At 38.4% G+C, this 12928-nt stretch carries 12 protein-coding genes and 1 tRNA gene; 5 read left to right on the forward strand and 8 right to left on the reverse strand.

What is annotated here, in order from left to right; translation table 11 throughout:
• The first annotated feature begins 52 nt into the window (after positions 1-52).
• Entirely contained in the window at positions 53-1507 is a 1455-nt protein-coding gene (locus CS931_RS07910; RefSeq protein WP_099205242.1) for a dockerin type I repeat-containing protein, read from the forward strand.
• Between the two features lie 364 nt (positions 1508-1871).
• On the forward strand, positions 1872-3167 hold the full coding sequence (locus CS931_RS07915; RefSeq protein ID WP_099205243.1) for a glycoside hydrolase family 10-like protein: 1296 nt from the start codon (positions 1872-1874) through the stop codon (positions 3165-3167).
• Between the two features lie 90 nt (positions 3168-3257).
• On the opposite strand, the gene CS931_RS07920 is transcribed toward CS931_RS07915, so the two are convergent.
• A complete protein-coding gene (locus tag CS931_RS07920) occupies positions 3258-3764 on the reverse strand; it encodes an AAA family ATPase (RefSeq protein ID WP_099205244.1) in 507 nt (168 codons plus the stop codon).
• Between the two features lie 241 nt (positions 3765-4005).
• Between CS931_RS07920 and CS931_RS07925 the strand changes: the two genes are divergently transcribed.
• The 3 genes from CS931_RS07925 to ygiD all read left to right on the forward strand — a co-directional run bounded on the left by CS931_RS07925 (position 4006) and on the right by ygiD (position 5746).
• Positions 4006-4602 (forward strand): GNAT family N-acetyltransferase, encoded by a 597-nt coding sequence (locus CS931_RS07925; RefSeq protein ID WP_099205245.1) that lies wholly within the window; start codon positions 4006-4008, stop codon positions 4600-4602.
• A 67-nt stretch (positions 4603-4669) separates the two neighbouring features.
• A complete protein-coding gene (locus tag CS931_RS07930) occupies positions 4670-4861 on the forward strand; it encodes a YwbE family protein (protein ID WP_099205246.1) in 192 nt (63 codons plus the stop codon).
• 114 nt (positions 4862-4975) lie between these two features.
• Positions 4976-5746: a 4,5-DOPA-extradiol-dioxygenase gene (ygiD, locus tag CS931_RS07935; protein WP_099205247.1), complete on the forward strand. Its 771-nt coding sequence runs from the start codon at positions 4976-4978 to the stop codon at positions 5744-5746.
• A 432-nt stretch (positions 5747-6178) separates the two neighbouring features.
• Here the strand turns inward: ygiD and CS931_RS07940 are convergent, their stop codons facing one another.
• From CS931_RS07940 to CS931_RS07970, 7 genes are all read right to left on the reverse strand, one after another.
• Positions 6179-6832, reverse strand: a complete 654-nt coding sequence (locus CS931_RS07940; protein ID WP_099205248.1) for a hypothetical protein — start codon at positions 6830-6832, stop codon at positions 6179-6181.
• Between the two features lie 2 nt (positions 6833-6834).
• Positions 6835-7293, reverse strand: a complete 459-nt coding sequence (locus tag CS931_RS07945; protein ID WP_099205249.1) for a hypothetical protein — start codon at positions 7291-7293, stop codon at positions 6835-6837.
• Complete coding sequence (locus tag CS931_RS07950) at positions 7274-8497, reverse strand: SPFH domain-containing protein (RefSeq protein WP_099205250.1); 1224 nt, start codon at positions 8495-8497, stop codon at positions 7274-7276. Before CS931_RS07950 ends, CS931_RS07945 begins: the two co-directional genes overlap by 20 nt.
• An 804-nt stretch (positions 8498-9301) precedes the next feature.
• Positions 9302-10228 carry an AraC family transcriptional regulator gene (locus CS931_RS07955; protein ID WP_099205251.1) on the reverse strand — a complete coding sequence of 309 codons (927 nt, stop codon included), beginning with the start codon at positions 10226-10228 and terminating at the stop codon, positions 9302-9304.
• A gap of 213 nt (positions 10229-10441) precedes the next feature.
• Positions 10442-10528 (reverse strand) — tRNA-Leu (locus CS931_RS07960).
• Between the two features lie 206 nt (positions 10529-10734).
• On the reverse strand, positions 10735-11811 hold the full coding sequence (locus CS931_RS07965; RefSeq protein WP_099205252.1) for an SGNH/GDSL hydrolase family protein: 1077 nt from the start codon (positions 11809-11811) through the stop codon (positions 10735-10737).
• Between the two features lie 47 nt (positions 11812-11858).
• Positions 11859-12905: an SGNH/GDSL hydrolase family protein gene (locus CS931_RS07970; protein ID WP_099205253.1), complete on the reverse strand. Its 1047-nt coding sequence runs from the start codon at positions 12903-12905 to the stop codon at positions 11859-11861.
• Positions 12906-12928 lie beyond the last annotated feature (23 nt).

The raw sequence follows: 12928 nt of genomic DNA on the forward strand, positions 1-12928 counted from the left end.
TTTTTTCTGTTTTACAATACTCATATATTTTACTTTAAAAGAGGTGTTCTCCTTGACTGTTTATTCCAGAAAGACAACTCTTTGCTTTGTTGCTTTTTTTCTTATTCTCTCCGTTTTGTTTTTGACAGGATTACGCAAAGAATATGAAAACCCAAACTATGTCTCCTTCTATCAGCTTTCTGACGGTAATTTGGAGAATTCACTTCTTTATGAAGAAGCAGAAAATGGTATCTTATATTGCTTTAATGATAACCTCAAAGGGGTTGCCCTTCTCTTAAACACAGAGGGACAAGTCTTATATGAGCGTCATTTTGACACTCCGCTTTACAAAGCTGTTTTGAGAGATAACAAGCTCTTTCTTCTTACAGAAAACGAAGCCCAAAAAATGAGTCTTTATCAGCTGGATGCTTCTACCTTAAACGAAAGCAACTCTTCAACAATTGACAGCTATTACAGTGATATTAGTCAAATTGATTTTGATTACGACGGCAATTTTTATGTTGTCACTTGGCTCGATTTAACTACAGTTCTCTCTTTTTCCTTTGACGGAACTTACCGTAATCAATTTGTTTCTTCTTCACCCATCGAATTTTTACAGTTCTTCTCCGATACGCTTTATCTCTATACGGATAACCAAAGCTGGCTATCTCTTTCAACAGACGATTTGGCTATTCAAAGTAATTTGCCGCTACCTAGTAAGCCCGCAAAAATCATGAATGAATATCTGCTCTTGGATATAGATGGGAACTTTTTGGATTACTCGCAAGACAACTTCCCACTTATATTTTCTTCTCCCCTTCCGTTTACAGAATTTCTTTTTCATGCATGGAATAATGAAAACCAAATTCTTTGGGCAAACGAGCAGAATGAAATTGTTCGCTATAGCTTAGAAAGCAACCAACAAGATTCTTTTAGAACCGACGGCTCTATTTATGCAATAGCGGGTCACTCTGCTATCGCATCAGAAAACGGCACTTTATATTATGTATCTTTAAACTCTTTTCAAGAAAAAACACCTGAACCCACTGTCACTCCCTCACCTATCCCAACCGATATTCCATCAAAACCCACAAAATCCCCCAAACCTTCTGCAACTCCTACTGAAAAGCCTGACATTTCTGAATTTATCCTACCTAACTGGGCAGAAGAAAACGGTGACTATCTCTATATAAAAGACAGCAAAACAATTGCCCTTTTGAAAGAAACGCTTTCTCCTTTCACTGTTATGATACAAGATAAAAACAGAAACACAGTTAGCTCGGGTAATTTACGTACAGGGTTTGCTATATCTGTAGAAAACCAACTCCATTTCGAACTTGTCCTTATTGGTGATTGTAATGCTTCTGGCACTGTTAACACAGCGGATATAAAAGAAATGCAAAGAGCCGTATTGGGTTCAAACCTGCTGGAGGGAGCCTCTTTTGCCGCTGCAGATTTGAACCGTGACAATCGAATTACCACTGCTGACCTGATTCTATTAAGTGAAATGATTCAAAACTTAAAATGAAAAGAAGTGAGCATGCCAATATTCACTTCTTTTTTTGAACCCAAATAGTAAATAAGATTAACCCCAGTGTAATAAAAAGCAGCACCCCATAAAGAATGCCAAATGGCAAAAGTAGACTTTTCGCTGTTAGCATAATCAGACATTTTTGAGTGAACATGCTCTCTCCCCTTTGTCTACCGTTTTTAATGTATGATTGACTATTTTATTTGTATGCTGACAGCATAGAAAATGATACTCTTAAAATTCAGTTTGGTTATTTTTTTTAAAGCTAAGTCATAGATTTAGATACAAGCCTAACGCATAGCGGCAATTAACATGAGGTAGACTAAAATTTCTCATTTCTACGAGGAAGGAAGAAAATCAAATGATGAATTTTAAAAAACACAGCTATCTGATTCTTTGGGGTGCTTTCATTCTTGCCATCGGCATTGTTTGGCTATTTGGACAAACAGAACCAGAACCTGTACCGCCCATACAGAGCACTGCTACACCAATACCCGGCAAGCAGACACCAGAACATATTCCCGAGCTATTTAACCGAAGTTCCCCCTCCCCTGATACTCCTTCAGCTTCACCGACAGTAGAAAATATCGATAGCAATATGGTCGGGCTTTGGGTTCCGTTTATGTCACTCAGCACAGTAGAAAAAACAGAAGCTGCCTTTAAAGAAAATTTCCAAAACATTGCTGATTCTGCCAAAGAAAAAGGCATTAATGCGCTTTTTGTCCATGTTCGTCCCTATTCTGACGCGCTTTATCCTTCTTCCCTTTTCCCGTGGTCACATATTGTTACCGGCACACAAGGAACCGATCCTGGCTATGACCCTTTAGCCTTTATGATTGACTATACACATCAATTGGGCATGGAATTCCACGCTTGGATTAATCCACTGCGAGTGAAAAGTCCTGATTCAAGCTTTGAACTGTCAGCTGATAATCCTTATTCCAAGCTAAAAGCTGACAACCCTTCCTATTTCATGGAATATGACGGCGGCATTTATCTTAATCCGGCCGCTCCGTATATTCGTCATCTTATCGCAGACGGTGCCGCCGAAATTGCTCAAAACTATGCTGTTGACGGCATTCATTTTGACGATTATTTTTATCCTACCGATGATGCTTCTCTTGACAGCGATATCTATACAGCCTATACCTCTACTGTCGAAGAACCCATTGCATTATCTGCCTGGCGCACGGGAAATATCAATGCCATGATTGCAGAAGTATATCAAAAAATTAAAGCTGCGAAAAGCGATGTTGTATTTGGTATTTCTCCCACCGGCAACATTGGCAATAATAAAAGTATGAACGCTGATGTAAAAACTTGGTGCGCTATCCCTGGCTACATCGATTACATCTGCCCTCAAATTTATTATAGCTATGAACATCCTACTCTAGGCTACAGCGAAGCGCTAAACGAATGGTCTGCTTTGCCAAAGCACGAAAATCTGAATATCTATATCGGTTTGGCACTCTATAAAGCTGGAACCGATGCAGATGAAAACACATGGCTTGGCGGAAACATGATTGCCAGGCAAATTGAGGACGCTGAAGCCATCGGGACTAATGGCATTATTCTTTATTCTTCTGATTACCTCACAATACCCGAAACAGAAGAAGAAGTAAACAATGCGGTTGCCGCTATTCAAAATATACAATAATTATTCTTCATGTTCGAAATAGCGACAAAAGCCGAACCAATCTCTGCAATGAGATGGCTCGGCTTTTTATTTTATCTTATCTTTAATTTTTTACTCTGATAGTTTTTTTATAAATTTTTCTGCCTGTTTTCTATTTTTAAAAACAATAACTTGCTTATTCTTTTCAGCATTTAATAGTTCATAATACTTTTGTCTATGCGTTTTATTAAATTGCCATACAAACTTTAGCAGCTTTATATCAAATTTTTCAGGACAATTTTGACCCATATCCGCACGCGTTTTTCCGTATCCTGTAATGACTCTTTTTAAGACTCCATAAAGACTGATAAAGCGAGAATAATCCATAAAAATTATGGTATCACAATATTTTAATCGCATAGGCAATGTTCTGTCAAAATTACCGTCCAAAATCCATTGTGACTTTGCTAACTCTTCCTTTAAAAGAGCATCAAACTTTTCTCTTGGCATAGCTTGCCAATTGTTTAACCAATATAATTTATCAAGATGGACAAGCGGTAATTCTAATTCTTTTGCTAATGCTCTTGATAAAGTTGTTTTTCCACAGCCAGAGCACCCAATAATTAATATTTTCTGCACCTATCTTCACCTCACCATCAACATATTTTCCATAAATTGATTCTACCATATTTTTGAATTAAAAAACAAACAAATTATCTCATAATCTATTTTTCTTATAAATTTCTTCTATAGACAAGCTATTGACTTGATACAACTGATGTGTTTAAATCGTATTATAGATTTCATTTTCAGACAATCCTATTTTGACATTCCAGTAAAACACATAAATAGCAAGAAACCCAGAAAGGTCTGTTTACTCATGAATCCAAATGTTACAATCAGAATGGCAACAGAAGAAGATGCACAGGAGCTTTTATCCATTTATTCGCCGTATGTCACGCAAACTGCCATCAGTTTTGAATATGACGTACCTTCTATAAATGAATTTGCAGAGCGCATTCGCAATACGCTAAAAAAATATCCTTATCTTGTCGCAGTAGAAGATAACTGTATCATTGGTTATGCCTATGCCTCAGCTTTTAAACCGCGCCCCGCTTATGATTGGTCGGTTGAACTAACGGTTTACTTAAAACAAGATTGCCGTGCCAAAGGAGTGGGTAAGAAACTATATCTTGCCATGGAAAATATTCTTGAACATCAGAATATCCTAAATGCAAACGCCTGCATCGCTTATTCAGCCAACAATGATGATTATCTGGATAATGTCAGTGCTGGTTTTCACCAGCATTTAGGCTATGTAAAAGTAGCCCATTTCACAAAAAGCGGCTATAAATTTGGTACTTGGTATGATATGATTTGGATGGAAAAAATATTGAGAAAGCATCCTGACACGCCCTCTCCTTTTATTCCAATTACTGCAGTAGCTGTTGAACGCTTACTAAAACAATCAATATGAGTTTGAATGGTAAAAAGATGATAGAATTTCTTTTCCAACTTACACCAATCAAAAAGGAGAAATTATCTTGAATGGACAAAATCGTGCCGACATAAAAATCGGTGCAAAAGTAAATATCGTACTCAAAGCTGACCAACGTACCAATAAGCTAACAGAGGGTGTCGTAGCTAAATTACTAACAAAGAGTAGCTTTCATCCTCATGGTATTAAAGTTATGCTAACGGATGGGCAAGTCGGCAGAGTTCAAGAGATATTATAGTAGCATAGCTACTTTATGGATCATTCTTAATTATAACAACGTTTTAAGAAAAACCATTCTCGATCCGGTCAGCACCTAATTTTTTATAACATAAAATTGTTGGAGGTAAATAATATGTCAAAACAAATGCCAGCCCTATTTATCGGTCACGGATCTCCTATGAACGCAATTGAAGATAATGAATATTCAAATATTTGGTCTGAAATCAGCAAACAAATTGCAAAACCTGAGGCTATTTTATCTGTATCGGCTCATTGGTTCACGAGAGGAAGCAAAATCACAGATTCTCCCAAACCAAATGTTGTTTATGATATGTATGGATTTCCCGACGCTCTATATAATGTCATCTATCAGCCCGATGGTGCACCAAATTTGGCACATGAAGCCATATCACTCATTGGCAGTAAAGTGGACGTAGACAACAGTTGGGGCATTGACCACGGCACATGGTCTGTTCTATGCAGAATGTACCCAGAGGCCGATGTTCCAGTCTTTCAGCTTAGTGTTGACGCCAACGCCAGTGCTGAAACTCATTTTAGAATTGGTCAAGAAATTGCTTCTTTACGCAATAAAGGTGTCATGATTTTCGGAAGCGGCAACGTAGTGCACAACCTCTCAAGAGTCAGCTGGGATATGGATGGAGGTTACCCATGGGCGACTGAATTCGACAACTATATCAAAGAAAAGATTCTTAGCGGTGAATATGATGACGTCATAAATTATGACAGAGCCGGTCCATCAAGAAAGCTAGCTTTTCACACACCAGATCACTTCAATCCTCTTTTATACGTATTGGGAGCTTCTAATAAAAATGATAAACTTACTGTATTCAATGACTCCTGCACGCTTGGTTCTTTGTCTATGACTTCTTACTTGTTTGAGTAAGCTATAGACACAAACTAGCACATAATATCTGCGAGACGAGTTACAAACTAGAAAAAACAATCTTTACAATACCATGTTCAATCCCAGTTAATAAAGTTCGAGGGTTTGCACGAACAGCAAGCCCTCGAACTTTATTTTCCTGAATTAATTTTATCTTAGCGAAAAACAGTTTAGTTAGAATAAGACCTTGTTATTATTTAAAAATCATAGCAGAATCATGAGTGTTTCAATTTTTTCATCGTAGTAATGCTATGATGGTATGATAATTCCTCTTATAGTAACTGATTAAACTCTATTCAGTATTATCGTGCCGCTTTCTTATCTTTTGAATATAACACAAAAACTAGGTTAGATAGATGCAATTTTACATCTATCTAACCTAGTAGTTTTTGTATCATCCGATCAAAATAGATACAGACCTGCAATCTCCTATCAGCCACTTATCGGTGTTCCACAATACTCGCATTCCGAAACGCTGCCAACGGCAACAACATTATTTGCACCACAACCGGAGCATTTGACTGCAATCCTTCGCATGCGTGCCCGATCCTGGACTGATGTTTGAGTATCTGATATAACTGATGTTGGAGTATCTGATATAGGTGTACTCCATGCTAAAACAATTTCACGCTTCTCTTGATTCAGATAAGCATCCTCTAAACAACTGGTGTTTATCATATTCTGTAGATCTTTTACTACGGTATTATATCGAAACCCAACCGAATTAACAATACTATCTATACTGCGAACATTCTGATTTACTACCAACTGTGTGTACAGATTATATCTGACAGCGGCTCGTTTTATCTTCGATGCTTTACGCAACACCATAATACCGGCAATAAACATGGCAAGTGCGATTAGTACTAAAGATGGGTACTTCTCACTTAAATTTTCAGATTTCATGATTATATATCCTCCAGCAATCACGAAAAACCACCCCACAGCTGAAATCGCACCGGTTTTCCCGCTCATCAATATGGACTTATCCGTTGATGCTTTCTTAAATAACAAAAAAATACCCACCGGCCATAACAATAGCAACCAAAAGATAACCCGGCCCCAGCTAATTTGTTTTTTTTGCATTATTAAAATTCTCCTCTTTTGGGTTTGTTATATTCTCCGCTTTGCAAGTCTTCATAAGTCTTTGCGTTATTGTCATGCACTCGAGCGGATATGTTAATAGTAACCACAGCAATAATCAAGAATACTGCGTTTATTGCAATTTGAAGGAAGACAAATCTATACATATGCGCCGCAAACCACTGGGTGAAGAAGATGCTGATAATAACCACAATCTCGTAAATTAAAATTAAACTGCCTAATCCAGTGGAATAATAAACACCATCTTTATTTTTCTTTGGAGCAGCCAGCGTAAGGGTTGCAAACAAGGAAACTACAAGGGACAGCAGTAATGAGCCAAATGCCCAAAAGTTCAGTGGAACCTTGTCGATGTCCAACAGGAAAAATCCTGCAATGACGACCAAGATTCCGATAGTATAAATAATAATAGTTGTCAAAACACCTCTACTCATTGCTGTCACCATCTGCTTTCTTTCCACATTCCGGACAGAATTTTAAGTTATTTTCCAATTCACTGCCACAAGAGGAACACCTTTTAACCATAGAATTGCCGCAATGAGGGCAGAATTTTTGCATGTCGTCAACTGCTTCTCCGCATTTGATACAGGTTTTTATCAGACTGCTGCCGCATTGTCCACAAAACTTTAATCCACTATGATTGCTAGCTCCGCATTTCGGGCAAACTTTTTGATTTGCAATAAGATTGGTGTCTTTACCGCAAAACGGGCAAAAATTATATTCAGAACCGATTTGCTTACGACAATGAGGACATTCCTTAGGCGAGTTCGTATGTATGTTTTTGCTCATTTCGCTAAATGCTCCGGCAAAGTCACCGCCTAATCCTAATCCCATTCCAAGGCCTAATCCTGCCCCCATAACAGGCGTTGAACCTGAGCCCGAATTTTTTGCGGCACCTTCCAATGTATTAAAGGAACGCTCTTGTGTATAAGAATATCCAAGAATATGCATTTCGGCCTTCTTTGCAAGGGCCTCTTTCAGCTTCATCACAGCCGAATCATCTTCTGGAACGCTAATATCGTTTACGTAGAAATTCAGTAGCTCAATTCCAAAATCAGAAAAATCTGGCAAAATGCTTTCCTTCAATGATTCTGATATTTCACTGATGTATGCGTTTATTTCTAGTATTGATATTTTTTTCTTAATGATGTATTCGGATATATCATCTTTAACTTTTGCTAAGTATGTACCCCTAAAATATTTTGCAATATCACTAGATGAGAATGCCGATAGTGTTCCCACAAGTTTTGTCAGGAACATCTTGGAATCTGAAATTTTAATTCCAAATTGCCCAAACGCTCTAATTGGCATAAACACATTGTATTTGGGATCTTGCAGCTGAATTGGCGTTGGAGTTCCCCATTTAACATCAAGAGAATTAATTTTATTTACAAACCAGACCTCTGCAGTAAAAGGTGAACGCCCACCAAAAGGCAAGTTTACAAAATTGTTCAAGATGGGAATATTCGCTGTTTCCAAGGTGTGGCGACCGGGACCAAACCAATCCAGTGCCTGCCCACCCTTATACAGTACCGCCTCTTGGGATTCATTAACGATTAATTGCGTCCAAGTACCAAGTTCTGAATTTGGAAATTTCCATGCAAACACATCGGGCGAACCATTATATTTTACTACCTCAACAATTGCCATTATTTCACCGTCCTCATATTTTTTGCTGGTTTTTATGCTTACCGCTCTGCATATAGGGCATCTCGACCAACCTTTTCACTCAAAGTAATATTAATACTATTTATTAGTGTCTATTTTTAGACCGAGGTTACATCATTCAACAGATAAATAAATATTATAACTATTTATAGTTTACAATAAATCTCAAAAAACTTCAATCTTAATTATTAATATTCTCCTTATAAACTTGTAAGAAACCCTGGGAAGCGGCACTTGTTGACCTGTGTTGCCAAAGGCTTAGCAGTTACTGTGACTTGAAATCTTCTATTGAAATCCCTGTAATTATATATTTTGATGTGAAATGTGGAGTGGTTCTCACGCTGACTTAATTAATACATTAGCCAACGCAAAAATCATAAACTAGCCGAATGGAATTTCTTTGTTGACTATTGTTTGAGCGAATTGCCGTACTTGGCAAAGTTTTATTCTGCATTGAATAAGGATGATCTTCAATTAAACGATTGTATTAGAAGGAGAATTGGCTTTAAACAAGCCTAACATTGAAAAATAATTGTTTTATTAAAATTTTCCAGTGTGGTAACAACATTGAGGTTTCTTATGGAAGAAACCTTTGAGATGAATGAGTTACTTAGCTTATTGGGAAACCCCAACCTGCTGGTGCTAAGTTTCTAAAATTTAATTATAGATACGGGAATCCCCTAGCAGGTTTTAACACCGACTAGGGGATTTTTAGTTTTAATTTGTGTCATTAGGTCAAAATAGATGCATCCGTTTTAGCCGAGAGGGTAATGAAGTATTTATTCCTTATGCCTTTTTCTTTACCGCATACCACAGTTCAACATAGCCCATATTAGAGTCTCCGCCATACACCTCGAAATTCATGCCGTTCGCCTGTTCGTATTCGGCAGTAGGAAGCCATTCTGAATAAAAGCGCTTGTTGAGACGGTTGACGACTTCGACAACTTTATCCCATTTGAATTTTTCAGATGGGAATATGGCCCATGTATGCGCTGGGATATTCGCGACAGTATACCCATCAACCTTGCTGCTTTTACCCTTAAAAGCGCATTGCATGTATGCAAATGTACCAGGTTCCGTTTGCTTGTAATCACATACACCGTGTACTTTACATAAGCCGGGATTGACAAATGTCGGCAAATCCCCGGCGTCCGCCACAAGTTTTTCATATGCACCGTTTGCATGATTTTGATTCCACAACTCATGCGGATTATTTAGATGTATAACATTGTCATGGAGAATATCTGCATTCATACTGCTTCCGTCTGTTCTAAAAATACCTTCGTAGCCAAAAACCTGAAACGCCTCTTTGTTTTCAATTCGATAATCCATTTCTTTCTCTCCTTTGATTGAAATTTGGAAAGAAATTCTTGGGTATGCTTTAAGCGTTACACCATCGGTGCGCGCTTCCGTCGGTGTAACTCCGTGGAGTGTCTGGAACGCGCGTGAAAATGAAACAGGCGAATCGTAACCATACTTTAAGGCTAAGTCAATAACCTTGACATCACTGCTTTGCAGTTCGATTGCCGCCAGCGTCAGCCTTCTTCTGCGAATGTATTCCGTGAGCGAAATATCGGTCACGAATGAAAACATCCGGTAAAAGTTGTACGCCGAACAGCAAGCGATCCGCGCCAGTGTACCTTGACAAATCTCGCCCGTAAGGTTATCTTCCACATACGCGAGTGCCAAACTCATGCGGGTTATTAAGTCCAAGAATCTCCCCCCTTTCAACCAAAGTATAGATGATAGATTGAGTGTTGTCGCAACATTTTTAGCCGAGTTTTGTTTGGTATATTGTATAAATTATCTGCTTCACAGATTCCTATGCGTCTAAATTAGGCAGATCCAAGACTCTGTACCTATACTATCATAATTTTGGATGTATAAAAAGACATAGCCCTCCCTTGACGGGAAGCTATGTCTTTTTGGTGCACCCAAGAGGACTTGAACCTCCATGAAGTTGCCTTCATATGGACCTGAACCATACGCGTCTGCCAATTCCGCCATGGGTGCATATTTTTTATTGCTTTGATATTATATCATTCGACATTATTATTGTCAACATCTTTTTCCCTTCATGCCATCTACCGATTCAGTATTGCCTGCTGTTATAAATGTATTCATAGCTCAATTTTATTAGTCTCTTTTTATTCCTTTGTATAAAAAAGCGGCAACCAAAGGAATCCCTTTATTTGCCGCTTTCCTATTTAAGCTAAATTTCAGTCAACAAGCATTGATAAAAGATAAAACGGTGCTTTATCTTCTTCTGTAGCTTCTATAATTTCAATTTCAATCGTATGATGCTTTCTTTCTTCATGATGTAAAACAGATTGCAGATATAAGCAGTTGCCCCATGTCTCTTCAAAATTGCCATCTAAAATGACAGCAGTTGTTTCGTCGCCATCTATCACAAGCTTGGCAACAGGCGATGGTTTCCAAATTGTCTTGCGATACTGCACCGCTAAACACGAACATTCTACTTCAAAAGCAATTTTATCTCCTACTTTAGAACCTGTCCAACCGTTTTTAAAGAAATCTCTGTACCCTTTCTTTTCTTCTGTGTCAACCCTGAATCCTTTTAACACAGGAGAAGAATTTAAGATATTCCACCTTTGAATCTGTTCATATGCATTAGCTGTAAGAGGCTTAGGCAATTCGCTTGGACATACTGTTTCTATTTGTGAAGACTTCGCATGATCCAACAGTTTTATGATTTCTCCTGCTACTAGTGCATGACCTTTGTCATTTGGGTGCAATCCGTCTGCTGTCAATTCATTGCGCGTATAGGTACCATCTTGTATAGCCTGATACAGTGTACTTTTCATGCTAACACAAGGAATGTTATAATTTGCGGCAACCGCATTATGATAGACTTCTGCATTTTCTCCTGTATCATAAAACACATTATTTAGTACCACAACAGCTGCTTCCGGATTCCAGCGCAAAATTCTGCGCAGTACAGCTTCGAATGTTTCTTGAAAAAACTCATCGGCTCCGTCATTGACACTGAAATCCACCACTACAAAATCGGGTTGATAAATTAGCAAATCTTGTGTCATTCTAGCTGCTCCAAATAAAGAAGATGTTCCTCCCACACCAGCATTGACAAAGTCAAATTTTGTTTGGGGATAATTTTTTTGCCACCATTCATAGACCTGATAGGCATAATTGAGTTTATCGGAAGTAGCCGCACTACCCTGTGTAATAGAGCCTCCTAAAAAACCAATTGTCAAAGGCGTGCCGCTTTCAGCTTTTTCCATCATGTTCTTTAATCGCGATAAAACTGGTTTTTCCATTGACGTTCATCCTCCCTTGCGTTTACCATTATATTTTGATTAAACCATTAATCTTCCCAAACAGGAATATCTAGTCCGTTAAGATAGGCTGCTAATTCGTCTGCCATTTCTTCAGCTTCAGGGATTCTCAAATGACCTGGTGTGCCACATCCATTTCTTTTAAATAAGAAATGTTGCACTCTCTCGTCATCCAATCCCTGACAAACTTCTTCAATGGCTTTGTCCCAATTTGCGTCATGATTCAAAAGAGTTGTGGTCAGCAAAATCAGAGCTTTAGGATATTTCTCTCTGATATTCAAAACCAGTTCTCTATATTTGTTTCTCCAAATAACAGCTTTTTCTCCTGTGTAATCTTCTTTCATATAGTTTTCTGGATTGCTGTCGTTCTGGGCAACCGCAATAATAACTACATGTGGTGTATAACGGCTAAAATCCCAATCTGTTAATCGGTTCAGCTGGGGGATATAGTGCAATTTATTCCATACGGAATCCATACCAGGATAGTGAGGCGGTGACACCCAACCCGTCCCTGTGACCAAAGGAATTCCGCCTTGCGCTACATCATGCAGTTCTGCATTCAGTTTTCTGGCTGTCAACCACGCATATGAATAATAACTATTGGAGTATTGTCCATGGTGCTCAGGGTCTGATTGAGCTATGTAATCCAATGCTTCAGAGACTTCTCCTGCTGAAACGGAATCTCCATAGACTTCGATTCTTCTCACCGGTTTTGCCGGAGCAGCCAACAGCTGTCCTCCTTCTGACAAAACAAGGCTTTCTAACATAATAACATGACAGCTATCCTGTCTTTTAAAGAACAATACATCATGTTCTTTATCTACATCTTCATCTACTAAAGCAACAATTGTTTGTCCGCTTTCAGCAATTTCCCATTTTTTCTCTTCACCATCTATGATAGCACCTACATAATTTGTCCAATATACTTTTTGATTGCTTAAAGTCAGCTCTGCCTTTCTGCCACGAAATTTGAAATGTAGACTCGATGCCGGATAAATCATTTCTGGCTTTTGGGGATTCGTCACGTCAATTCTGCCGCTGTACACAAGTTCTTGATTGTCTAGTGAAATAACCATATTAACTCTCCTGTTTTCTACCC

It is taken from the genome of Scatolibacter rhodanostii, assembly GCF_900197595.1.
GTDB classification, from domain to species: Bacteria; Bacillota; Clostridia; order Oscillospirales; family Acutalibacteraceae; genus Scatolibacter; species Scatolibacter rhodanostii.